At 41.6% G+C, this 24,099-nt stretch carries 29 protein-coding genes; 10 read left to right on the forward strand and 19 right to left on the reverse strand.

Features of this window, described 5'->3' with window-relative positions:
* On the forward strand, positions 1-228 hold a 228-nt coding region (locus tag H6G96_RS35505), incomplete at its 5' end, for a LuxR C-terminal-related transcriptional regulator (protein WP_190918534.1).
* Positions 229-1,007: 779 nt separating this feature from the next.
* Here H6G96_RS35505 and H6G96_RS35510 read toward each other — a convergent pair.
* Together H6G96_RS35510 and H6G96_RS35515 are read right to left on the reverse strand one after the other, a co-directional pair.
* A complete protein-coding gene (locus H6G96_RS35510; RefSeq protein ID WP_190918536.1) occupies positions 1,008-1,250 on the reverse strand; it encodes a hypothetical protein in 243 nt (80 codons plus the stop codon).
* Positions 1,251-1,540: 290 nt separating this feature from the next.
* Complete coding sequence (locus H6G96_RS35515) at positions 1,541-1,747, reverse strand: hypothetical protein (RefSeq protein ID WP_190918537.1); 207 nt, start codon at positions 1,745-1,747, stop codon at positions 1,541-1,543.
* A gap of 263 nt (positions 1,748-2,010) precedes the next feature.
* On the opposite strand from H6G96_RS35515, the gene H6G96_RS35520 reads away from it, so the two are divergent.
* Positions 2,011-2,193, forward strand: a complete 183-nt coding sequence (locus H6G96_RS35520; protein ID WP_190918539.1) for a hypothetical protein — start codon at positions 2,011-2,013, stop codon at positions 2,191-2,193.
* Between the two features lie 613 nt (positions 2,194-2,806).
* A complete protein-coding gene (locus H6G96_RS35525) occupies positions 2,807-4,381 on the forward strand; it encodes a LamG domain-containing protein (protein WP_190918541.1) in 1,575 nt (524 codons plus the stop codon).
* Here H6G96_RS35525 and H6G96_RS42990 read toward each other — a convergent pair.
* Positions 4,340-4,516, reverse strand: a complete 177-nt coding sequence (locus H6G96_RS42990) for a type I restriction enzyme endonuclease domain-containing protein (RefSeq protein ID WP_347242318.1) — start codon at positions 4,514-4,516, stop codon at positions 4,340-4,342. The two genes, H6G96_RS35525 and H6G96_RS42990, sit on opposite strands and share 42 nt — an antisense overlap.
* Positions 4,517-5,066: 550 nt before the next feature.
* Here H6G96_RS42990 and H6G96_RS40965 point away from each other — a divergent pair.
* From H6G96_RS40965 to H6G96_RS41910, 3 genes are all read left to right on the forward strand, one after another.
* On the forward strand, positions 5,067-5,282 hold the full coding sequence (locus H6G96_RS40965; RefSeq protein WP_206757690.1) for a hypothetical protein: 216 nt from the start codon (positions 5,067-5,069) through the stop codon (positions 5,280-5,282).
* A 315-nt stretch (positions 5,283-5,597) separates the two neighbouring features.
* Positions 5,598-6,203 carry a tyrosine-type recombinase/integrase gene (locus H6G96_RS35535; protein WP_179077032.1) on the forward strand — a complete coding sequence of 202 codons (606 nt, stop codon included), beginning with the start codon at positions 5,598-5,600 and terminating at the stop codon, positions 6,201-6,203.
* Between the two features lie 334 nt (positions 6,204-6,537).
* Entirely contained in the window at positions 6,538-7,359 is an 822-nt protein-coding gene (locus H6G96_RS41910) for a hypothetical protein (protein ID WP_242063549.1), read from the forward strand.
* Positions 7,360-7,472: 113 nt separating this feature from the next.
* Here the strand turns inward: H6G96_RS41910 and H6G96_RS35545 are convergent, their stop codons facing one another.
* From H6G96_RS35545 to H6G96_RS35560, 4 genes are all read right to left on the reverse strand, one after another.
* The gene (locus H6G96_RS35545; RefSeq protein WP_190918545.1) at positions 7,473-7,880 is read right to left on the reverse strand and encodes a hypothetical protein; all 408 of its coding nucleotides are present in this window, start codon (positions 7,878-7,880) and stop codon (positions 7,473-7,475) included.
* Positions 7,881-7,882: 2 nt separating this feature from the next.
* Positions 7,883-8,785, reverse strand: a complete 903-nt coding sequence (locus H6G96_RS35550) for a hypothetical protein (RefSeq protein ID WP_190918547.1) — start codon at positions 8,783-8,785, stop codon at positions 7,883-7,885.
* A 290-nt stretch (positions 8,786-9,075) separates the two neighbouring features.
* Positions 9,076-9,438, reverse strand: a complete 363-nt coding sequence (locus H6G96_RS35555) for an aspartyl protease (RefSeq protein ID WP_190918549.1) — start codon at positions 9,436-9,438, stop codon at positions 9,076-9,078.
* The gene (locus tag H6G96_RS35560; protein WP_190918551.1) at positions 9,435-9,752 is read right to left on the reverse strand and encodes a hypothetical protein; all 318 of its coding nucleotides are present in this window, start codon (positions 9,750-9,752) and stop codon (positions 9,435-9,437) included. The genes H6G96_RS35555 and H6G96_RS35560 overlap by 4 nt, the downstream gene beginning before the upstream one ends.
* Positions 9,753-10,189: 437 nt before the next feature.
* Here H6G96_RS35560 and H6G96_RS42640 point away from each other — a divergent pair, with 437 nt between their 5' ends.
* Entirely contained in the window at positions 10,190-10,393 is a 204-nt protein-coding gene (locus H6G96_RS42640; protein ID WP_347242319.1) for a tyrosine-type recombinase/integrase, read from the forward strand.
* Between the two features lie 54 nt (positions 10,394-10,447).
* The gene (locus H6G96_RS35570) at positions 10,448-10,792 is read left to right on the forward strand and encodes a hypothetical protein (RefSeq protein WP_190918558.1); all 345 of its coding nucleotides are present in this window, start codon (positions 10,448-10,450) and stop codon (positions 10,790-10,792) included.
* A gap of 14 nt (positions 10,793-10,806) precedes the next feature.
* Here H6G96_RS35570 and H6G96_RS35575 read toward each other — a convergent pair whose 3' ends face one another.
* The 6 genes from H6G96_RS35575 to H6G96_RS35600 form a co-directional block, all read right to left on the reverse strand.
* Entirely contained in the window at positions 10,807-11,067 is a 261-nt protein-coding gene (locus H6G96_RS35575; protein ID WP_199339838.1) for a hypothetical protein, read from the reverse strand.
* A gap of 39 nt (positions 11,068-11,106) precedes the next feature.
* A complete protein-coding gene (locus tag H6G96_RS35580; RefSeq protein WP_190918560.1) occupies positions 11,107-11,514 on the reverse strand; it encodes a type II toxin-antitoxin system VapC family toxin in 408 nt (135 codons plus the stop codon).
* Positions 11,511-11,768, reverse strand: a complete 258-nt coding sequence (locus tag H6G96_RS35585) for a hypothetical protein (RefSeq protein WP_179076101.1) — start codon at positions 11,766-11,768, stop codon at positions 11,511-11,513. The genes H6G96_RS35580 and H6G96_RS35585 overlap by 4 nt, the downstream gene beginning before the upstream one ends.
* Positions 11,769-11,778: 10 nt before the next feature.
* Positions 11,779-11,970, reverse strand: coding sequence for a hypothetical protein (locus H6G96_RS35590; RefSeq protein ID WP_242063550.1), 192 nt, complete (start codon positions 11,968-11,970; stop codon positions 11,779-11,781).
* 179 nt (positions 11,971-12,149) lie between these two features.
* Positions 12,150-12,383, reverse strand: coding sequence for a hypothetical protein (locus tag H6G96_RS35595; protein ID WP_104910315.1), 234 nt, complete (start codon positions 12,381-12,383; stop codon positions 12,150-12,152).
* A gap of 2 nt (positions 12,384-12,385) precedes the next feature.
* Complete coding sequence (locus H6G96_RS35600) at positions 12,386-13,027, reverse strand: ParA family protein (protein WP_179076135.1); 642 nt, start codon at positions 13,025-13,027, stop codon at positions 12,386-12,388.
* Positions 13,028-13,461: 434 nt separating this feature from the next.
* Here H6G96_RS35600 and H6G96_RS35605 point away from each other — a divergent pair, with 434 nt between their 5' ends.
* Entirely contained in the window at positions 13,462-14,403 is a 942-nt protein-coding gene (locus H6G96_RS35605; RefSeq protein WP_190918563.1) for a hypothetical protein, read from the forward strand.
* 25 nt (positions 14,404-14,428) lie between these two features.
* Here the strand turns inward: H6G96_RS35605 and H6G96_RS35610 are convergent, their stop codons facing one another.
* Both H6G96_RS35610 and H6G96_RS35615 read right to left on the reverse strand, forming a co-directional pair.
* Positions 14,429-14,749: a hypothetical protein gene (locus H6G96_RS35610; protein WP_190918565.1), complete on the reverse strand. Its 321-nt coding sequence runs from the start codon at positions 14,747-14,749 to the stop codon at positions 14,429-14,431.
* 1,437 nt (positions 14,750-16,186) lie between these two features.
* The gene (locus H6G96_RS35615) at positions 16,187-16,672 is read right to left on the reverse strand and encodes a hypothetical protein (protein ID WP_190918567.1); all 486 of its coding nucleotides are present in this window, start codon (positions 16,670-16,672) and stop codon (positions 16,187-16,189) included.
* Between the two features lie 446 nt (positions 16,673-17,118).
* On the opposite strand from H6G96_RS35615, the gene mobV reads away from it, so the two are divergent.
* On the forward strand, positions 17,119-18,843 hold the full coding sequence (gene mobV, locus H6G96_RS35620; RefSeq protein WP_190918569.1) for a MobV family relaxase: 1,725 nt from the start codon (positions 17,119-17,121) through the stop codon (positions 18,841-18,843).
* A gap of 72 nt (positions 18,844-18,915) precedes the next feature.
* On the opposite strand, the gene H6G96_RS35625 is transcribed toward mobV, so the two are convergent.
* The 4 genes from H6G96_RS35625 to H6G96_RS35640 form a co-directional block, all read right to left on the reverse strand.
* Positions 18,916-19,527, reverse strand: coding sequence for an LptA/OstA family protein (locus H6G96_RS35625; RefSeq protein WP_190918571.1), 612 nt, complete (start codon positions 19,525-19,527; stop codon positions 18,916-18,918).
* 5 nt (positions 19,528-19,532) lie between these two features.
* On the reverse strand, positions 19,533-20,120 hold the full coding sequence (locus H6G96_RS35630) for a sigma-70 family RNA polymerase sigma factor (protein WP_190918573.1): 588 nt from the start codon (positions 20,118-20,120) through the stop codon (positions 19,533-19,535).
* Positions 20,121-20,499: 379 nt separating this feature from the next.
* Positions 20,500-20,751, reverse strand: a complete 252-nt coding sequence (locus H6G96_RS35635; protein ID WP_190918574.1) for a hypothetical protein — start codon at positions 20,749-20,751, stop codon at positions 20,500-20,502.
* A 2-nt stretch (positions 20,752-20,753) separates the two neighbouring features.
* Complete coding sequence (locus tag H6G96_RS35640) at positions 20,754-23,999, reverse strand: DUF5906 domain-containing protein (RefSeq protein ID WP_242063551.1); 3,246 nt, start codon at positions 23,997-23,999, stop codon at positions 20,754-20,756.
* Between the last annotated feature and the right edge of the window lie 100 nt (positions 24,000-24,099).

Genomic DNA, 24,099 nt, shown 5'->3' on the forward strand with positions numbered 1-24,099 from the left:
AAAAACTTGCTTGACTCTCCCACCGAGCGACAAATACAAGTCCTGCGATTACTGGCGCAGGGGTTAGTTTTTGAACAGATTGCCAGAGAAATGTTTCTCTCTGTTAGTACAGTCAAACATTATGCTAGCGATTTGTACAGTAAATGGCACGTAAAAAACCGTTATGAGGCGATAAAAAGAGGGGCAATGCTTGGTTATATTGACTATAACTTGATTGTGAATGAATGATGTATTGGTGAGGATACCGAAAGGATTAAGTTGGATATTGGTGGTAGTTAACTTTTCTCTATCTTCCTTCTTAAGAGCGGCTGGCTACCTACCCATGTTCATTACCCTTCTTTAAAAAAAAAGCCTTTGGTGATGATAGACAGAGATTCTGTCGAACATCTTTCGATGATGAAAAGTCATTATCTAAGGTAGTCATTAAGCACGGCTTAGTAGATGCGAAAGGAAACAAACTAGAAGATGTTGAGCATACCCTACCAGCTTGGTTTGAGGCTTTCAAAATTCATCAGCATTTTAACGGTAAATTACTAAGCTTTGACGACTAACAATTTTCAATAGCACGGACTGAACCAAGCATTGTCCTTCTGCTCCTTCTTCCCCTCAAGCTTGTGAGAAATGCGGGTATCGCAATTCTATATTTAAAATTTAAACAACTCAGAGAATATAGCCGTTGATTGCGGAGATGGATTTAATCTGTAACTGCTTCATATTGCCATTCTAGGGGCTATGCCTACGCTTTCTTCGCCCTCAGTTCTCTTGGAAATGGATGATCGCACCTCAATATTTTAAAACTTTTCCGAAATGACCAACGCCCAGATGGTAGTCCTGATTAAACCCATCTTGATTTTAGATGGGTGTCTATGCAAAAAGTATGCGGTTGCGTTATTAGGTTCAGTAAAAAGTCTAATGTAAAATATTCAGTTAATACCGACAATCAACTATTTAATAGATGTATTAAAGACTATGCCTTTCCGTCTACACTCGATACTGATAAAAGTAAGTTACATTGTAGGAGCAATCATTGGCTCATTGAGTGGTTTAATTATAAATATCTCTTTTATAGATTGGATAGAAAAGGTATTAAAAATATCGCCTAGTCTCTCTTCGCTTGTTGAAGCAATTGTATTTATTACCTTCTTCATTGCAGTAGTTTTAATCCCAGTATATTTTTGTAAAAATTTTATTCCTACTAGATGTCCCATGTGCAAATCCAAGGATGTTGTTTGTGATTTAGGTTTCAGCATGGACAATCAAATAACATATCATTGCAAATCTTGTAAATATTCACATAAGACAGGAATCTATCTTGGCGATAGATAATGGGGATATGACTATAATGGTATAGTTTCTTGCTTTAGTACGAAGTTTCGTACTATTTGCAAATAGCAACACTATCGTTGATGAAATCAGTTTACCAAATTGGAAAATTTAGATGGACGCGACACAACCATAAAAACAGCCCACCTCCAATTAATAAAGGCGGGCTGTTGTTTTAAACAGAACTTAAAATTAAACTATCAAAGGATATTTTGCACTATAACTTTTCTTTCCACTGGCCAGTTCCACCATATTGCGGAGCCGCTACAATTCCTCCCCAGCCGCTAGAACCATGCCCCCCTACCACTAGGCTCGACTGCTCAGAGGATAGTTCCTCTACCAGACTCACAGTTGCAAAAATCAATTGCTCTTTGCTCCCGTTTTTGCCTTGGTTATCTAGATTAGTGATTTTGATTTTAGCCATGAATTCTCCTTGCATCAAATTCTTATACTGTCATTACTGACAATTAATGTTCGTCAAGCTAGTACCTGCTTACTCTACATTGGGCACACAAGCTTTATGCAGATACAGCCAATTATTTACAAAAGATAATAAAAAAATCCTGCCTGATAATTTCTAACTATGTTGAAGCGATCGCACTCTTGGCGGGCGGTTACGCCATCGCGCTCAATACGGTTCGGATAAGCATTTTTCACTTTCCTTGTGGTCTGGGAAAAGGGTAAAGGATGTATTCAAAACCTTTCCCCTTTTCCCTTTCCCCTTTAACCGAACCGTATTGCCATCGCGCTTTACCTGGGGATCGCTTCACCGCAGCTATCCCAAAGGTAATGCTAAAAATCAGCAATCAAGTTGGCACTACTTGGAGTAGCCCTCAAGCCTTGTACAGACTGGTGTATAGAGAGGTATAGATATTTGCCATGAGAGTAAAAAATCTAATTACGGTAGTTTAAGAATTCGTATGCAGATTTTTGTAATAAATTTAAATTCCTGCAAAAAATTTGAGTTTTGGGCTGATATCAAAATGTAAGTAGTTCAAGAGATAAATATGGCAACCTTATCTAATCCCACACTGTCAATCGATCTCCTTACTGGTTCAGAGCCTAATGTTACTGCAACGGTCAAAGCTCCCTAGCAGTAGGCTCGACTGCTCAGAGTATAGTTACTTTACCTAAAAATTGTAGTAAAAAGCACTTACTCATTATTGGCGGGATGATTTTAAAATTGCTTTAAAATGCTGTAACCAAGGCTGAGTCAGAATAAAAGAAATATTTTTTGAAAGAAATTATTTTTTTTAGTTAAGTACTATCTAAAATCTATACATACTGCTAATATCAAGTTGTCACACTCATAATACACTCGGCAACACAACTAATTCTTTGAAACTATAGAGCTTCAAACTATGGCTCCAGTATCTAATACTGGTGTATTTGTCTTGTGCGTCTAGGTAGTTTGGAAAAATCAACATCCTCAATAGCGAAACTCTACAGTTCATCTTTGTTTGTTTTTAATGGAGATTAAGGTATGCAATTTATCAAACGGTTTGGGAAGCAGCTAGGTTTTGTGGTTTTAATGGGTTCCGCGATGGTTTCGGTATCCTCAGTGATTGCACAAGTACCCCCACGCGAAACAACACCAATTACAATAAATATGGATGTGATTATCGATTCGGCTTACTTACAAAAGCAATTTCCAGGCGATACAACACTTATATTATTAAGTATTGGTGGAATCCATCGAACAAAAATTGACGAGTCTAAGATTGGTGACCTTGGTGGTACCAATATTTTTTTCAATCCATTTATAACTCCTTACGGTAACAGTCGTCAGGATTTACTTCCGATAGCATCTCAGCTTGACCCTCCTGTTGCGAGAAGCATCACTAGTAAGAGTTTTACGGGTAGCGAAATAATTGGTACATTCTCAGATACGGATAACACTAAAGATTTAATATTTGGTATTTCTCCTAATGCGTTTAATCCTCCCGCGCTTAAGTTAAATGAGTCCACTAATTACGGACGTTGTGCTTTTCAAAGTTGTGTGTTGTTTCACTACGGGTATGAACTGACAGTTGAATCAATCGGAAAACTAAATCCTGGATTCGACAGATCATTTTTTACCTTGGTAAACAACGGACGTACTCGTAGTTTCTCTCAACGCAATCCAATGGCGTCTCCTGAAATAGAACTAAGAGGAGCTATACCTCAAGAAGATACTCCTGATGAATTTTTGGTAGTTTTCAGCGAACAGAGAAATCCTGAACGACCAGGTGTGGCTATAGTTAACTGGACTGAATTCCCAATCAAGCGCGGTCAAACTCCGACAATACGCTTCACCAATACTGCGTCAAACTTTGATTCAGTAACCGTATCTAACACTAGAGTTCTGCGGAGTGCTACTAAGATACCATTAGAACAGCTAACCGCTACAGATTTACCACCAATACCACGAGTAGGGTTCGTAGAGTTTCCAGAAGCTAATGGAATCATAGTTCCAGGCCAAACCAAAGAGCCAGTTACGCTTACAGGTATTCCGGTTATAGGAACACCTATTTTAGATGGCATAGTATCCTTTAATGGTACAAGCGACTTTCGTGCAATTCCTGACAACGAGAACCTAAATTTTGACACGGGAGACCTGAGCATTTCTGCCTGGGTTAAAACGACTAGTACTAACGGACTTGAAGTCATTTTAGACAAACGAGTTGAGGCATCAGGACCGATACAAGGGTATACGCTGCAAAACTACTTCGGTAGTTTGTTGCTTCAATTAGCGGATGGTGTGGGAAATCAATTTACAAACTATATAAGCAATATCTCAATCGCCGATGGCAATTGGCATCATGTCGCTGTAACTGTAGACCGTGACCAACCAGATGGCGGTCGTTGGTATCTTGATGGAGTAGAAGTTGTTGGCCAAAGATTTAATCCAACAGCAAGAAGTGGTTCTCTTTCTAACTCTAAACCCTTAGTAATTGGGAGACGCTCTGATAATCCTGGTTCACCAGGCTTTTTTAATGGTCAAATAGGCTTTGTCCGACTTGACAAACGGGTATTGTCATCTCAAGAAATTAAAGCAATTGCCGCTAACAAACCGTAAATAGATTCGCCATAAGTCACGAGCGATGCAAGTAAGTATTTTATCGCCTAATGCTTGCACAGAAGTGTTATTTAAATGCAGGGCATCATAAAAAGCTAATTCATCCTCAGTTGAGCGTAAGTATAAACTGAGGATGAATTAGCTTTACAGATTTATTTTTAAGTAATTATAGTTTGACTAAATGGCAGTGTAATCTTCATTTAAATTCCTAAACTTTTGGTGATCATGTTCGGGGATGCTCCCAGTTGAGCGATGTCTACTTTTTGGAGCTACGCCGGAGCAAGCAGTGAATTTGTAGTGCCACGCGATTGTTAATCATAGATTTATTCAATGTAGTTGACTAAATCAGCATTAAAAATCCAATAGATAAAACAGCAAGGAGAAATGAAGACAGCGATTGCTTTCCCGTTTCGGGAAAAATTCGTGCCTGCACTAATCTCCATAATTAGGATTTTTTTATTAGGGCGATCGCTTTTCCCAGATCGGAACTGATGATATCAATGCCCCCTACCAAGATATTTATGAATGCGGGGCTTTTGTTTGGCTGAATGTAGCGCAACAAGAACACTTCACTACCTATATATAGTGGGGGTGAAATGAGCATCCGTGCAGAAACTTACGCTAAGGACTTGATAAGCCACTTTCAATACCATCCTCTACTTCAAAGGCTATATCCCCTGGAACTATGCCCGCTTCCTCGACTACTGCACTGAGCGATTATTCCTCCAGCGTGTTGGTGGCCGCTACCGCTTCATCCACAAACTACTGCAAGACCACTTTGCCCAAATGGAATTCAAACGGAATTAAGAAGATACAACCAACTTACGCAGGGGGAGTCATAGTCAATTCCTTGTGGAAACGAGGGCGATCGCTCTTGGCGGGCGGTTACGCCATCGCCTGACTTGTGCCAACTCTGATATCAATGTCCCACCAGAGTAAGCGATTGCTTCGGGAGTAGCTATCCCAAAGTTAGTGCTAAAAATCAGCAATCAAGTCGCCGCTACTTAGAGTAACCCCCAAGCCTTGTATAGAGAAAGGATAGATATTTGCCAAACTTATCAATGGGGGTGAACTTGGGATTTTGAGGGTGTGAATGATAAGCGTGGCTTAACTGAAGTGAATTTGCGTGGGGGGGGTTCACGAAGTAATCAATGTTTGGGAGAATAATAACTGTCGGGAAAATAGCCCAATTCCTGACAGTTGCCATAAATTATAAATGAACCAACCATTGCCGCTAATCCGCAAAAAGAATATTCAATATCGATCTAGAGAATACCTGACTTTGGCTGAGGTAAACAAAATTGTTGCCGCCGCAGGTTCTAGAGGGAGACATCGAGAGCGCGATCTGGCTTTACTATTAATGATGTTCCGCCACGGTTTTCGGGCATCTGAAGCTTGCAACCTCAAATGGGATGCGGTGATGCTGGATGAGGGAACGATTTGGATTAATCGCCTTAAGGGTAGTGAGAGTGGTTTTCATCCCTTGGGGGAGGACGAAAAAGAACTTCTCTTGAAACTGCAAACACTTTACCCCAATTGTATTTTTGTGTTTCCCAACGAACGCGGTAATGCTCTTTCTCCAGATGCAGTAGCCAAGATTGTCGAGCGTTCGACATTGGCGGCAGGGGTTCGGATCAAGGTTCACCCGCATCAATTTCGCCATGCTTGCGGCTACCATCTGGCGAGTCAGGGTGCTACAACCCGCGACATCCAAGCCTATCTAGGCCACAAAAATATTCAGCACAGTGTTCGTTACACTGCTCAAAATCCCAAACGGTTTGAGCATTTTAATTGGGATTGGGACGGGAAAAATCCATTTTAATATTTATGACGTTCATTGAGATGAGTGATCGCACTCTTAGCGGGCGGGTACGCCATCGCAGATGAAGTGCTGGGATATTTTTGCGAACTATTCAAGAAACCTCTGATCACAGTGACCCCTTGACATTGCAGCATTATAAGCTCTGGCCACGCCAGAGCAGAAGAGGAAGGCGGTTTCGGTGATTGGGTTCTAGATTCTATATTGTCTTCTACACCAATCTAAATTCATTAAATGACTAACGGTAAATCTCACATTAAGCGAATATCGTTGTTGTTGCTGAGGCGGTCAGGAGTCATAGTCGGTGAAGCTGGAGAAAACAAGTTTAAAGAAAACTATGTCAATTCCCCAGTTTCTCACCGGCATTAATGGCATAGCCCAACTATGGGCTGCTGATGGGCAGTTTTTAGGATTGTTATCGAGTGACCGACATGACCCAAACTCAATCAGCAATCTTCATGGAATTTATGGTAGTACACATGGGACACACAGTATCCGTAATTTTCATGGGATGTATGGCGGTTCTCATGGGTCATACAGTCCTTACAATCTTTACTGCAATAATCCCCCTTTCGTCATTTACCAAGGTCAGCCAGTGCTGACAGTTACAAGAAATGCCTATGCACAAACGAATGGCTTATCAGTTATAGATCCTGATTTTCTGCTAGACATATACGTTCAACTTAACAACTCAGCAAACCTTTTTGACTCTGCCCCAATAGATTGGTTTAATCAGGCGGCGTTTGATACTCAACAGAATATAAACCAAGCACCAGCGAATGAGGCACTAGCAAACCCCACAATTGTCATCCTGGAACCAGAGCAAAGCCCACCGATTTTCGCTCAAAACCATTTTGTTCGTGCTGAGGTTTATAGCTACCCAGGACTACAAATTAAGGATGGTATAGGAGTGAGTTTAAAATTGGGAGCAACACCACAAGATACGTATTTAACAGACTCCAGTGGCGTTGATACAAGCCTTATACTAGAAGTTAACCATAAAACAGGTGAGGGATTTATTACAGGATATTCAAAAAATGCAATGCCTGTCTTAACAGAAATTCAGCCATTTAAACTATCTCTAAATGACCCTTATAGTACAGCCATATCCTATGCTTGCGCTCACTACCTGAATTTACGCGGCGAATCTGCCGATTAAGGTACTGGGTAGCTTGTCGGTATTTTGTAGTTTGGCGATATCGGGGCAAAATCGCTGACGGTAGAGCATTGCGCCTCTGATTAGACTTAGATCAGCGATCGCCTATTCCCCATTTAAAATGACCATTCATGTTCTGGATCATCGAGAGCCGCTCTGACTGATGTTATATCTGCAAAGTCTTTAAATGGGCTGGATTTAGCAAGTTCTATGATGGAATGCAGGAATAAATTTAATTGGTTATTATCACCCTGCGCTATTGCCTGATCGACTTTCTCAAACAGAAAACGAAAATTATTGGCTCGTTCGTCAAATGAGCTTTCAAGATACCTTATCAGAACATTACAATTAGCTTGAATCTGGGCAATTGTTGTTGTTTCCCAAGCTTCAATGCCGCGCCTTTTAGTCCTCTCTTCCTCTGCAACTATCTTGTAATCGGTGTAGGCTTGAACGATAGAGTGTAAGTATTGAGCAGTATCTGTACCCGCACCTAATACTTCTACAGAAACTTTCTTAGTTCTCATGTCTATTTACCTGGTAGGATGCGGTATTTTTCTAAGATGGTCACAGTGCCAAGGTTAAGTTTTCCCTCACTGTTTAAGACTGGGGTTTTCAAAATTTCTACAAGTCCCTTCATGAGAAGTCCTACCTGTTGAAATTTCTCAGCATCTCTCTTTGAATCAAAAGGTTGAGATTCAAGTTCGTTCAGTCCTTCAACAGCAAGAGTGTTTAGGGATTCAAAAACACCTTTTAACTCAGTAATGCGCTGTTTTACTTTTTGTGAATATTTTTCGGCATCTTTAATTTCAGTAATTGCTTTATTCACTTTGGCTACATATTCATGTGCCTTGGTCATGGCTTTCTCACCTTCACGAGCCGCAAAAAATCCACCAATAGCCAAGGCTGGAATAGCAGTGATACCACCTAGCACCCAAACACCAACAGCCATACCACCGCCACCGGCTGCAACTGCTCCACCGCCAAACCATGCCAGCATTGCATTTGTAGCGGCGGCTCCACTAAGGCTTGAGATAGCTGTTCCGGTGCTTGCTACTCCTATAGAGGTAGCAACACCTATAGCACTACCGTAACCTGCTGCTGCGGCTCCAGCGGCTTTAGCACCAGCCATGAAATACTGTTCTGCTGCTACGGCAGCAGCTTTATATTCTTGTATCTGCTGAACTGAAAAGTCTAGACCCTCTAAAAGTCGCTTATCGCTTTCAGAAGCTTTCCTACCAGTGCGTTCAACAAAGTCAACAAAACGCTTAATCGTGTCTTTTATGACCCGGAGTTGGAGTTGACCATACTCCTCTGCTAACTTGTTTGTAGCTTCTTCCTCGATTTTCAACCATTCAATAGCACATTCATATCGCTCTTGAGCGCCTTTAGCAAGTTCATTAGCTTTCTGACCAGGATAAAATGAAACCACTAACTAAATGCTCCTAATTATTAGCCATAAATGATTTCATCATCCTCGCTGCCGTCTTTTAACGTCTTCCGCATGATTACCTGTGTTTTACACTTTCACTAAGAAAGTTCGCAATTAGAACGCTATCTGGGCGTAACTGAAAAGCAGAAAATGCAATCTCTGCCTTGGACTTACTTTTTGCTAAATGTAGCACTACAAAAACTGTAGAATAAAAGGCTGTCGCCATTAGCCGTATTGGATTTACTCAATTGGTGGTAAACCCAATTGGCGATCGTCATAGAGTCATGCAATTATCCCAGCGTTAATGCTCCTAACGGCATATCCACCACCAACCGTCGAGTTTTTAACCACTGGCGACCAAGTAAAACTTCTGGCACTGCTTCACCCACATGGACAGGAATATCAAAATCTTGTTCGTCGATTCGGACTTTCCCTAAATAAATATCAAATTCTGCATCTCCTTGGGCTGTGAGCATTGTTTGCTGTTCTACATAAATCCAATCAAGTGCTTCTAAATCCTGATTATTGATTGCCAGCCACCAAGAAAATCCTGTATCAAAAAGTGCTTCTACTGGTATTTCTAATCCATCAGCAGCTATCAAATCAATCTCAAAAAATAATTCATCCTCATCACCAAACTTGCCCGAAATCATATCGTGCCGCACACCCCAGTTTCATTGATGCGGAAAACGTGCAGTTTAGTATTTGGGTATTTTTGATGTGCTTTATCTGCAACTACTAATGCATCCCGATCAACAAAATATTCTCCACTTTCGGGTTCGACTGCCATGTACCAGTTATGGTGAGTTTTAATTAATTGTGGTTGTACCTGCTCAAAAATTGACTGGCAGCGCTCTTTGAATTCATCGCGTTCAGCTTTCCATTGCGCTTTGTGCTGTTCTGTCCACTGAATTTCTGGAAAAATCCTACCCCGGCGTACTGCACGAGCAGACTTGGCTGAAGTCATAGTTAATTATTTGTTGAGTGCAATATCTATATTTTCCACCATTCTCGCAAGGGAAAAGCGATCGCGATGCAAAGATGGTTTTTTACTAGAGAATCAGGGTTTGGGGCTTGAATCATAAGCGGCGTTTATGACAGCGCTCTCGATTAAGTTGCGAACCTTGGCGCAACTAGAGTTAAAGTAAGCTAAAAAAAGCGAAACTACAAAACGGTCTAAGTCCGAAGAGCCAGACATCAGTGCTAGCAGGACAACAAACGGAGTAGATGTCAAACGTAAGGATTTCAGCATTGGAGTTTGGATGTTGCAAAGATGTGCCTATTGTGTTAAAGCCTAGTCATAGTTAGGCATTGCTGTATCCGAGAAACAACCCAACGGAAAATAGACTTGATTTGTTGGGCTGCGAAATTTACTTAAGAAAGCAGGTTGGATTCACTCAGTTGGTGATTAACCCAATTCTTAGCTTTTTTAACTTGCGATTAAGTCTGCAAGCAATTTTGAGACTGCCTGGGCATCTGTTAGCGATCGCTATCAAAGCTCACTGTCACATGATGCGTCATGCCTGCGGGTACTATTTAATGAATCAGGGTTACAACACTAGGGAAATCCAAGACTTTCTCGGACACCGCTTCCCTCAAACACACTGAAAAATATACCTTGCTGAATGCTCAACGTTTTATGAATTTTGATTGGGGGGATTTATGAATCATGAAGAAGACAATTCCGCTTGGGGGCAAAAGGGAGCTACTCTGAGCGAGAAAACAGCCCAAAAAGAATTTAACCTTGATCTAGCAGAAATTCTTGAGGCTATCAAATCAGGAAAATTGCAATATCGGCACAATACTTTATATGGAAATCCCTGCTTCAAACTCTTAAGGAATGAGGTAGAAAATTTTGTAATTGAAAAATATGGGTCGGATTATTTAAAAACTCAAAAGTGCAAAGCTGAATTATCAAAAATCAATACAGAAATCCGAAGTTTGAACCGAAAAATCTCGGAATTAGAAAAAAGAAAAGAAGAACTTTTAGCAACCATTAATTCTTGACTGTGGACAGAGCGCTAGCTGCGCTCGCCGTAGGCATCGCGCAGATCCGCAAAATCTGCATCATCAAAAGTAATATTCTCCTGCTGCATCCTTTCTCTAAATTGTAAAGTCATATCCCAAAAGCCCTCAGAACTTGTTTGTTCTTCCTCTTTTTCTGCTACATCCTCAAGGATAGATGTGATTTCTTCTTCCAAAGTCCGTTGATGACTCTGAGCCAGACGTTTTAGTTTTTCTATAACAATAGGATTAAGCTGTTTCAAGATAACTTGAGTCATATTCATCTCCTTAAAAATAAGTTTGGCATTTTTATTAATTCATACCGCAACTTCCCAGTCTTCATACTGCAACCCTTCCACACGGCTAAACTCTCCCACATTATGAGTTACCAACACCAAATTATTAGCAAGAGCAATTGAAGCAATTTGTAAATCATAAACTCCAATTGGTGTTCCTTTTTTATTCAATTCAGAACGAATATAACCACAAATATCTGCCGATTTACCATCGAAAGGTAAGCTAACAAATTCATCAAAAAATATCTTTAATGTTGCCAAGTTTGTGTCTCTATTAGAACTTTTATAAGCTCCGTAATAAAGCTCAAATTTTACAATATCACACAGAAAAACATCATCTGGTGGCAGTGAATTTAAGCGATAAAAAACTGGATTATTACTGGAATTAAGATACCGAATACAGGCATTAGTATCTAACAAATAACTCATAATAGCGGCTCTCGTTCCTGTGCTTCTGGCTGAGGCTCTCTAACTAACAATTCCCCCTGCCAACCACCACAAGTCTGCTCAAAAAAACCAGGCGACCAGTCCCTACTTTTAGATGTAATTATCGGTGTATTTTCCGTTACATCCTCAAGGATTGATGTGATTTCTTCTTCCAAAGTCCGCTGATGACTCTGAGCCAGACGTTTTAGTTTTTCTATAACAATGGGATTAAGCTGTTTCAAAATAACTTGAGTCATATTCATCTCCTTAAAAATCAACTAACTCATCACTAACGATAAATCCCACCTTTAACAATTGCTGTTTAATCTCCTCATCTAACAATTGCCCCTCTCGCATTTGCTCACCTAATGCCATTGTAAGCTCACTCATTTTCTCCTCAAAGCTCACCCCATTCTCCACTTCATCAGGAATACCTACATATCGCCCTGGTGTCAACACAAAATTATCGTTTTAGTTCATTACCAGTAAATCACAAACTTTTGGAAATGAACTAAAAACAAGGGTTTCAGCCCTCCCTCGTGAACAAGGAGTATTTACAAGTGGTAAAAGAGCGATCGCTGTCATCACTTAAGAGTGCCATCGTTTTTTCGTTCTTTCGCTAAATGACGAAATAACGATTAGCCATGATTATCTGTCCAGTATTTAAAAATCCGTTGCAATAGCTCGACTTGGGTACAACCGTAAGTAGCAGCCGCAATCTTAAAATCCTTTTTAAACTCGGCAGGCACTTTAAAATTCAGGTTGGAAATTTCCCCTGGATCGGGCTTCTCCAAGTTATCTTTTGTTTCCTTAATGCTAGGGGGTTCACCTTTGCTTGGTTTGCGAGGTGGTGGAGGTGGTTTAGTTGACATAATTAGGACTCTTGCTTACTCAACAGATCAATAATTCCTTGGGCCACTTGTTCTGCCCGTTGCTTCAAAGTAGGAAACGTGACCTCAGAAACAGCACGACCGTTATCACTTGCCTGACGGTAAGCAGTCTTTTCAGGGATTGAACCAGCCACTGTGACATATCCAGCTTTATGAATATATGATCGGGCATCCTCAATTTCATTCTCCCGATCGCCGACTCGACATAAAACAAAAATAATTTTATCCGTAGGGATTTTGGCGTTTACCAATTCATGCGCCAACAGTACAGACGGTTTGAGATCATCCAGTGATAAACCAGTGGGTAAGACAAGTAAATCACTTGCACGGGCAATTTCTAAAGTGCCTTGCATAGAATGTGGTGGCCCATCCATAACCATAAGGTCATAAACTGAGGCGTGTTTCAGAGCTTGAGCAACAGTGCGGAATGGTTCAACAGCAATTTCCGGCTGAATACCATTTACTTCTCGGCGTTGCTTCCAATCAGTACTTGTACCTTGAGAAATATCTAGGTCAGCAATTTTTACATCCCAGCCAGCAGCAGCATATTCACGTGCAATAAGCCGAGCAAGAGTGCTTTTACCCACCCCCCCTTTTTGAGAAATGACACCCACCAATACGGTCATCAAATTTCGTCCTTTCGCCCTATAGCGAATTAGTTATATCGTGTTTTCGCTTAATCGTACAGAGAGATTTCGTTTAAGCAAGAATTAGCGATTTAACGAAATAACGATTTCGTCCTTCAATCAAAGTAAGGACAGCAAACGTAAAACCTATTGTAGATATACTGATTGAGAATACAAAACTGCTCTCAAGTTTTTACAAGAGAGCAGTAGCAGCAAAGCGCTATAAATTTATATGGGGCTTCATAGATTCAATGCCCCGGTTACTGTATATGTGGTTCGGTATGTAGGGATATACAGCTTACATGCTAGCAAGTTCCGAAAAAAATTCATGTTCTTTACAGAGAATTCATGAATCGCACCAAGCATCTGCGGTAAACTTCATACCTCAATGGAAAATTCTACAATGATTTGTGTAGGTGCGAAGAGTCCCAATAATGATTAACCCCAGCAACGAGCCAGCCAAGCCGAAGAAAATCATTACGATCATTCCTAGTGGACGACTCATTGAATCTATACCAGATACACAGCCAGAGTCAGATAAGAGTGATAGCACTTCGGAACCGGAAAACTCTTCTATATTTCAGGCTATTGGGGTAATTGCTGGCACTGTGGATCTCAAAGCCAAACCTCATCCGACTATATCGATTGAAAATCGGGACTATGTTTTACATCATGCCCCTCAAAAAAAACTGATATTTGATTTTTTAAAAAAACAGATTCGTAACAGTGGTAGTGATTGTGTACGGCTGATGGTTTATCCAAGGGTGATACATTTTCCGCCGCGAGATAAACCTCATGTAATTGGCTTTCAGGTTTTGGGGTTTGATAATGGCTCCAAATCGGGTTTGTTTGCAGATTATCAAGATTTTGAGTTTAGATTTACAGGGTTATGGCAATTCATCCCAGCTTGCCAGACACCTTGTATATCAGTGTTTCGTAATTTTACAGCCGAGAGATTGGATTATATTAAGCAGACCGAGACTTCTACAAAAGTGCGGTTCATGAAGGCTAGCCACATACCTTTATTGTGGAAAGATGCAATCGTTCCTCCCTTTAGATTCAATCCTTTGCTACCAAAAGAGGAGCGTGGCAAGCCTAGTTTTGTTGAAATTAAAGCGAAATTCCTGCCACATAGAAATGTTTTCGCATTTGAGAGCTTACTAGGGTTGCCACAAGAAAAACCGCCAAAGTTTCTAAAGGCATCAAAAGATGATAAACTCGCCGCATTTAAAGAGAAAAAAGCGAATATAGCCGCGTCAAAGGGCAATAAACCCAAACCCAAACCTCAAACTAAACCAGTCAAGAAAGCTCAACCCAAAACTCAAACTAAGCCTGTTCAGCCCCCAACAACCCCACACCAAACACAATCCCAGTGAAGGAGTAGGGTTTTGTTGTATGTGGTCATGAAGAAACACCAGCTTCAGCCGTCGCTACATCTGGTTTAGGCTCTTTCGCTTTCTTTTCAAAGATTTGAACGCCAGCATCAACTACCTCAAAGCCGTTCTCTGTGCGCTGTCCAAGCTTTCCCGATACAGCCCCAGCCCAGTCTGCAAATTCTGAGGCGCTAGTTTCAGCCTTCCGCCAGCTTTTTGCATTAACTTGAGCAGTGAAGACTATGCCGTTCTGATCAGTCAACTCGATTGCAACTTTCTTGTTCTCGGCTGGTGTAGCTGTTGGTAGTTCCCCACTAAATTTTATTGTCACTTCGCTTTTGGCTTCCATAGCTTACCCCTGGCTCATCATCAATTTCATTTTCTTCGCTCTTGATATTATCAGGCTTGATGGAATGGCATCGCACTCTCAGGTACATGGTAGAGAGTTCGTCTCCAGATGATACTAATTTTTTTGACTGACGAAAAAGTTCGCACCCTAAGCATTAATTAACTAAAAGGCATTTATAAGGTATTTACAAGGATTTTTTGAAAAATGGCATTTGTAAGGTAAATTAATGGCATTTCAATGGTATTCCAATGGCAAATATAAGGATTTATTTGCACCTTCAACTCTGAAAATTACCGATTTTTACAAAATCCTTCTTTTTTGCCAAAAATAAGGTACTGCAATGGCATCTCCAAGGTATTTACAAGGTAAACATAAGGTAAATATAAGGATTTAGACCCCAAAAACTTAATTTACCGCCCTAATTTCTCCCCCAAAAATTCCTGACCAAAACTTCCGCACAGTACGCCAAAAAGTTTGGCCAGTTTTTTTGAACCAAAACTAAAAAAACTTTGAATCAACGTCAACTAATAATACTCAATAACTACTTTTGTAGTATCACAACTGCACTCCACTTGTGAGTTATACCAAAGCTTGCTGTAAACACCACTTATTACATAGGTTTTATGTAGTTTACCAGTATTTAAATAGTAGTTCTAAATACCTTGCCCAAGTGGTAGCTGTTGGGTAGCTCAACTGGTGACACACAGCTACCAGTTGAGTAGTAAAAAAGCGAGTTGTTGAAAATTTGATGATTCCCCAACTGGTAGCTATACAGTAGCTCTACTGCTACCAGTCGAGCATAAGATAATTAGAGAAAAATTCTGGCGTAATGCTTACTGACTATGACTTAGAGCAAATTTTAATCGCTTGTTTTATTCTCAATAACTTCAAAATTATTGAGAACACATAATACACTGGTGTTGCACTTGTACTTCAATAATTCTTTCATTAACTTAAGCCAGCCCACTTAACATCCGATTTTTTTCTTCATACCTGAATAGAAATTGTTCCTTTTACAATCTCCACGCTTGTCAATAGAGATGAAACTTGTTTTAAGTAGTGAAATTGTCTGATTAATCACAGTTACAATTAGCAGACATTTTGCACCTAAAACCCCTATTTATATACAAAATGTCTGCTATTTTGCACAGCTTATACACGCTTCTAACTGTTATAGCTGTTAAGGAACTTTGACTATTCACTACAAAATGTCTGCTATTTTGCACATCGCTTTTTTGAAAAATTGGTGTCTAATACATACACCAACTACCCTTTAGCCATTTTTATCAAACTGGCTCATTCTCAATAACTCTAAAATTATTGAGAATGTATAATACGTTTGTGTTGCAATTGTGTTTCAAAAATTCTTTCATTAACTTAACCCAGGACACCTAACAGGAGATGATTTTTCTTTAGTTAATGTACTTTTTTCAACTACTACTCAATACCAAACAGTCTGCTTATCTGTTTCATTTCCTCCGAAGGTTTTATATCTACTATCCAATCAACATCATCCTCATCATCCTCATCCTCATCATCATCAGTGGACAGGTGCAAGTCATTTGAGAACTCCCTGGAGTTCTCATTAGTCTTTGTAGTGGGATTTACAGTTTTTTCAGAAGGACTTAGAACTGTTGTGTAGTCTGGAAGTAATTTTTCTATTCCACCTATTCTTCTAATTGTGGCAAGTTTCGCTTCTAATTTCTCAATTGCTGACCAACAAGCTTTCTGTAATTCCGCCTGATTGACTTGACCCTCCAAAGCTTCCGCCAACCAAAAAGCTGTTATCGCCTCGATTGAAAATTCAGTCGCTGATCTATTAGAAGGATGGTTCAATAAATAATCAATCACCTTCCCCTCCCATGAATTACTCTTGCGTTTTATTCTGGGTAACTCAACATAGGAATTTTGCTGTTGACTCATATCTTGACCTCACTCAGTACGAAAAGTATTTTTAGTATAAAAACAAATCAATATTTGAGATGAGTATAAATGTGGCTTTATTAATGATAATAGCGGTTATATTGTGTATGAATGCGGTGTTTTTCGACAAAAAAATGTCTTGTTCCTTACATGAGATTTCCCCCTAATAGTGTGTTTATTGAGTGTTATTGTGGTGTATAGGGAAAAAGAATTACTAGAACCCCTAAATGCGCCCAAGAGAGCTAAAAACCCTACAGAGCAGGCTTTTTAGCAGCAGAGGGGGTTTTGTGACCGCCTTTCTTTCGCGCTCGGTGGCTAAGATAATTGTGTACCCACTACACCTTTTTGCCCTAACGGGTGGCTTGCGCCATTTCTCCCTAACGGTCGAAACAAAAAGGTTCCGTGGGGTCTGCGACGCAATTGCACTCAATCACTCAAAAAGTGGCATGGCTTACGCTATTGCAAGGATTAAAAAGCTCAAGCGCAGTAACTTGGCAGGCAGTGAAGCACACACCGCTCGTCAGCGAGAAACACCCAACGCTGATTCAGATAAACAAAATATCAGATTCATTGGCACTAACAACCCAACACTTTCATTAGATCAGTTGGTGATGGAAAAGATAGGGGAGCAGAAACGGAAGATTCGCCCCGATGCGGTTTACTGCACTGAGATTTTGTTGACTGCCAGCCCCGAATATTTCCGTCCCAACTGCCCAACACAAGCGGGTTACTATGAGCAGGACAAAGTTGACTCCTGGCTTTCTGCATCCAAACAATGGTTAGATTCGAGATACGGCTCACGCATTGTCAGGGCAGAATTACATTTAGATGAAGCGACACCCCATATTCACGCTTATTTTGTCCCCCTCGATGAGAAAGGGCAATTGAGGGCCAAGCACTTCTTCGACGGTCGCTTGAAGATGAGGCAGTTTCAAGATTCCTACTCTGAGGCTACAGAACATCTGGGGTTAGAACGTGGCATTAAGGGTAGTAGGGCGCAACACCAGGAAATCAAGGACTTTTACAGCATTGTTAATGCTGGCATAGAACCAGATAGCAGCCTCACCCAGTTGCAACTGCAAGCCAAAGCAGCTGACCGGGATAGGGCGCAAGCCAAAAAACAACAGATGGAAGCCACCGCCAAAACTTTGGCTGTTGAAAATGAACTCTTTGACAGACGCATCAAGGAATTAGAGGCACAAGTAGCTTTTTGGCAGCAGCAAACTCAACAACTGCGCGACTTGGCTTTAGAGGATGTCGCTTGGGAACTGGGGCTAAATTACGAGCGTGAGCGGTGGCGGGGTCACGGACACATCATTAATATAGATGGGCCCAAATTCTACGACTTTGCCCCCGATCAACAAAAGGGATCAGGGGGTGCGATTGACTTGGTGATGCACGTTAACAATTGCAATTTCCGGCAGGCGGTTGTCTGGTTAGATGAGCGATTCGGGTCAGCTGGAGTAGAACGTGCAGCTCTAGCTCACGTTAAGAACAGGGCGGCTGACATTATCCAGACTGAACCCCGTCCCCAATTCACCCCACCCGTTGAAGATAAAGCTAACTGGTCTGCCGTTGAATATTACCTCACTCAATTTCGGGGCATCCGCTCTGACTGTGTACAAATGCTTCATAACCAGGGGCTAGTTTACGCTGATCAGCAACAAAATGCTGTGTTCGTCATGCGAAATCTTGATGGTCAACGTAACGGTGCATTCCTAAGAGGAACTAGGGGAGAGAACAACACTTTTAAAGGATACGAGAAAGGAACCAAACGCCGCTCTTGCTGGTTTTACTTCCACTTGGGGGGTAAGGCTAATGATTTTACCTCAACAGCGATTCTATGTAAGTCCCCCATCGATGCTATTTCAAGAGCCATGCTGGAATATCTGAAGAGGGGCGATGTTCCACCCGAACGAACAGTCTATATGGCTATTGATGACATCAAGAGCTTACCACTTGAGCGATTGCAGAAAGTTCCTAATATACTGGTGGCGTTTGGTAACGATAAAAGCGCTGATGCGGCAGCACAGCGTGTATTAGAACTAATGCCACAGTCCCAAATCAAAAAATCTAAAGCCAGTGATTGGAATCAGCAGCTACTTGATTATGGGCGACAGTTAAGGCAACAGCAGCAACAGCAACAGCAGGAAGATGAATTGAGTCTTTAACGGGAATGATACAAGGCAGTCAATGCAAGGAGATTTCAGGCTCTATATAATCATTCAACATTCAAAAATAGATTAATCTTGACTTAAAGTACACTGCTGTTGAGCGAGATAACAAATTGCTTCCTTGCCTCGTAATTGCTCTCCCTTCTGCAAAATTTGAACATTACCAGACAGAATAACCTGCCGTCCTGTTGGTACAAATCGAATTTGATCAGCGCTCCCTTGAATTTGAGCTTCTGAATAGACAAAAGTAGCGTTACCAATCGCTCTTACTTCTTGAGTGTCCTCATTGTATTCTTGAGCGTCTGCCTGGAGGGTAATTTTTCCTGTTTCAATTAATTGGGCAATAGTCTGTGCATTTGCTCGTGTATCAACTGTTGAGTTTAGCAGTAATGCAATCCATTGAGGCAGCCGTCCTGATGTGATAGTAGGAAGACCCAAAATAACAGTAATTGCAAGTGAGACACCAGCAATTAAAGGAAGGTGACGATTCCATCGTCTAAACGAAATCTTAATTGGATTTGCTTTTTTTAATGCAGATTGATGCGCTTGCAATAGCTTGGTTTCGAGTTGAACTTGAAAAATTGGGTCTGGCTCAATCTCTGTTGCAAGGTCAGTTAGATGAGAAAGTAATTCAATATCTAACTCAGATAAATCAGTAGGTTTATCAGATTTAAAATTCATGATCTTCACTCACAAGTTGTGGCTAAATACTTACGGAGGTCTTTTAAAGCACGGCAACCCAGCATTTTGACAGCAGCTTCACTTTTTCCCATGACTTGTGCTGTTTCGGCTACACTCAGTCCTGCAAATATTTTCAGGGCAATGGCTTCTGCTCGCTCAGGGCTAAGTCGTCTCAGGGCTTGAGCAACCTGTTCTAAGGAAAATTGCTGATTGACGAATTCTTCTGGTGTAATTGAACTGTCCGCAACTTGAGAAGCCTTCTCCAATGGTAATGTTGAACGCTTACCACGAAAATAATCTGCTGATTTTCGACGGGCAATTGCCATCAGCCAAGCCGCGAATTTACCTTGTCCTCGAAAACTAGAGATTCCTTCTTGGGCTGCTAGGAATGTTTGGGTAGTTAAATCTTGAGCATCATGCACGTTACCTACTCTCGCTAACTGATAGCTGTAAACGGCTTTGAGATTGCGTCGGTAGAGTTCTGCAAAAGCCTCTGAACTATGCAGTGCCTTCTGAGCTAACTCTTCATCTGACCTCAAAATGAGTTCTGATAAGTATTGGTTGTAAGGCTGACACGACGAGAGAAAATCCATTCATGCTTTCCTTGCATCAAAAAAAGGTTCTATTAGGTATGTCGCAGACGACTATCATTTCGTAACAGGCAAGTCTAAAAAAGTTTTTTTGATAGCCCTGAAGTCAATCAGCACAACACTTCATAACACCGGACGGATGAAAACTTCTAGTAGGGATGCCGAATTTATCTGCCGTCTTTGAGCTATGCCTTAGAGATCACCTCGCCACCTCAACCAAAAATGCAGTTGCTACGTGGGGCAGGTTTTAACACAGTCTGCTGCGACATTGGGGTTAAACTGGCGCACAGTAAAGCATCCAGACCAAGATTAGCCCAAATAGTGATCGCAAGAGAGCGGGCGGTTACGCCATCGCACTTTTTAAGAAGCAACAAAACCTAACTCAACCAATTACAAATACTTCTCTAAGGTAGACATCTCGGTTGCCTTCCTCAGTCACCACAGTAATAGTCCCATGTGTTTTGTCATAGCTGGTCATCTCACCTGCAAACTTGACAGCACCACTAAGCGATCGCACTTTAACCGAGTTCCCAACAAACAATTCCGTTTGTTGGGGTAAATATAGCGAACGGCGGATACCCTTAAGTAGTTTTTTTATAAAACAGTAAGCTAACGGGTGGCAGTGACCACCCATTTTTATGAGCCAAAGTGAACCTCTCTCTCGGCGGCTGGTACTAGCATCTCAAGTTGCGCGAATTCACCCAAGGTCAAAAACCCGTGCAGTTCCGAGTAAGAAAGAATTTCCATTTCACTCAAAATATCCTTAATCACCTCCCAACTTGGATTAGGGGATTCCAAGATACAAGCGATCGCAAGAGAAGCTAAAACCTTGGAATCTTCGGAAGATCGCACCGACTCGGATTCACCCGCACCACTTTCTAGCTCTGACGCACCAGTGACGCATGAGTTTTCCAAGTCAGGTAAGGGTTCCGCCCCACTTTGGGAGCTACCCGCCCCACTTTGGGAGCTAACCGCCCCAGTTTCGCCCCAGTTCCCGCCCCAATTTTCCTTATCCTGCAAGACTTCCGCCTCACCCGCCCCAGTTGGGGTTACATATTCCTCTTTTTCCATTGTCGGAGAAAGCAATTCAATTTTTATTTCTTCCTCTTCAATGTTTTTTCCAAAATTAGAAAAACTGGGGCGGGTGGGGCGGGTTGCTTGCTGTGACTGGGTTTCTGGGGCGGGTAGTGGGGCGGGTATGGGGCGGGTTGACTCGAAAGTGGGGCGGGTAACTGACAAAATCCCGATGCCTTTCAGTATTGGAATCTGTTTTTTGCGAACATCACAGTACCTAGACCCTTTAACTGCTTTGGGGAAGAGTTGAGCGATTCGAGCGATGATTTGGTTGATGCCCTTCACGTTTTTGTCGCTGGGGCGAACTTGGTCGATCCATGTCCTACGATTGTTGTCATCTATAGTTAATGTGCCGTTTTGCTTGTACCAATTCTCTAGGAGCATCCACAAAGCGCTTGCCGACATCTCGCCGCCTTCGACGTAACCGAGTTTTTCGTCTTCAATGAAATCAAATAGGTGGTTATTTTCTCTCTGAAGGTTGCGGAAAGCGTCGGTTGTACATTCGTAATCAATCCCTGACTCTATGAGGTTGTTGAGAGCTTTTAGCATTCTATTTAGGAATGCGGGGGCTAATTTCGTTCTGATAAACTCTGGGTCATAGCGGAATCGGGGGTCTCCTTTTATCTCGTTTGGATTATTTGGCGAAGGATTATCTACAAAGGTTTTTTTGAATTCTAAAATTGCAATCCTATCTTTGATTGCTTGTATTACGCCTTGAAAAGCGGGAGTCTCGTTCAGGTTGAAAATACCTATTGCGTCAGAAGAAAATTCTATATGGTCTTTCCCTTTCTGTTCGCAATGCAGTGTATCTCCAGTGACAAATAATTTTAAACTTTGAAGTCTATCAATCCTAGATGTTTGTGGGTTTTCAGAAGCCCAGTTAACTCGACTATATATAAGTGGGGCTAGTCCGAATTTTCTACCTTCGTCATAAGATTGAAAGTCACCCAAAGAAACAGAAGTTAATCCGTTTTTCCCATAAATGGTTGATACACATTCGCGCAGAGCATCTTTACCATTAGAACCAAGACCAATTGCAAACATTGCTTTTACCTCTCTCCCTCTAAATTTCCTAACATTTTGAAGGTCAAGTGATGCAGCAACATTTCTAAGAAATATTTCTTGCTGTGGCTTGTCTAAACAAGCTAAAAGTTGCTCACAATATGTATCGTCAGCCGACGGGTCATATTCAATTAACGGTTCATAAATGAAGTAGTCCTGGGGCGTATGCGGGTCTAATCTTATTGTAAAATCCCTGCCTTCCCACTCAACCCTGACTATCCCATTAGTGCAATTTACGCCAGGAGGATTGATTAGTTCTGGATCAATTTCTGTCCCCATTTTTACCCATTCCAAAACCTTTTTGACTGAACTGGGCGAAGCATAAGGACAAGTTTTTTTACCCTGCTCGTTCTCGACCACAAAAGAATTGCAAAAGTCGTAGATTCTTTTACGTTCTGCGGAATCTGGAGAGTGTTTATAGTGATTGCCAGTGTGGTAGTAAAGCTTATCAGCAGCACAAATCCAGTTCTTATCGCCGTAGAGAGCTTGAAAAGCTTGCTGGGTAAAGGCTATAACCGGATTTTGGTCATCACTATCAATGACATTTACCTCTGCCTGTTGCGTTAGCGCAGCTTGCTGTAGGCATCGCTCTGCCACGGCCGCGTGGATCTCCTGCTCTAGCCTACGGATAAACTCTGGTACTTCCATCTGCCCCAAAATTTCTTTAATATCTGATGACTTATATGGTAAGCCAGGGCAGATATCATGGGGGTTAATTCCGATCAATGCGATTCCCACCTCGGCTGCACAGTCCTGGCAGGTTTGGAGTTTCTTTAAGCCAGTGTCATCGGCATCGTGCAGAAAAATGATTAATCCTATGCCTGAATCTTTCAGGAGTTGGTATTCTGGGGTGATGGTTTTTTTGTCCCATCCACTGCCCTGAAACGTAATCCCAGCAAAACCATGCGAGCGACCAACTTCTACGCATCCCTCACCCTCATGCTGGAGTAGTGCCGGGGTTCCTGCCACAGATTTAGCGGCGGCGATCGCTTCATCAATGCGGTAAGCTTTCCAGGGTTCATCCCCTTTTCTCATCTCTGGTGTGCCGTCCGGGAGCCTGTGCCATTGGCGGAAGGATTTATCTTTTCCCTTCTCTTTGATATAATCCGCCCATTCATAGCGAATTACCCATTGGCTTTGTGAGTAAGGATAGATTGTTTGTGTTGCATTCCCTGGTATTCCCTTTGGGAGCTTGCAAGTTATGTTTTGAGTTTGGGGTATGTCAGTCGCCGCTTGGGTCAACATCACCAGTGCTAATTCACCATCTGGAATTGGCGCACTTTTGGGCAAGATTCTCTTGGGCTTTGCTGCCAAACGGTTTAGGGATGGAGTGTAATTAGCCCCTGCCTTTTCTGCCACCACTTCAGCCCAGGGTTTAATCGCCTCTCTGATGTCCTTACACTCACAATTATTGAAGCATCTGTACTTCCCGGTTTCTGGGACAATAGATAAGTCATTCCCGCCACAAACTGGACAAATAAACTTATTTTTAACTTTGGACGGTTCTAGTTGGTCTTGAAAATTTCGGATGTCGAATTTTTCAAATGCCTGTTGAGTTCTTGAGGCATTAGTTTTTTTTGGTGTATCGAACAGGCGTTTATTTTCTACACTGGCAGTTTTGGTATTGCGTGCTGCTAACTCTTGCTCCCCTGTAGCTGACTGTGCTATAATAAGGGGATCTGAATTATTCAGTAGTGCGCCATGATGTGAGAGTCCGGGCGCATTCTCAATTTTTACCGTATTCATTTGTGGCTCCTGAATTTAGTGATTACTTTCGATAAAGATTGAGTAATCCCTTCCGTTTTCAGGCACGCCACTGTTACGCTAGAGCTATAGAAATTAATGA

The organism is Nostoc sp. FACHB-892, assembly GCF_014698795.1.
Classification (GTDB): domain Bacteria; phylum Cyanobacteriota; class Cyanobacteriia; order Cyanobacteriales; family Nostocaceae; genus Nostoc.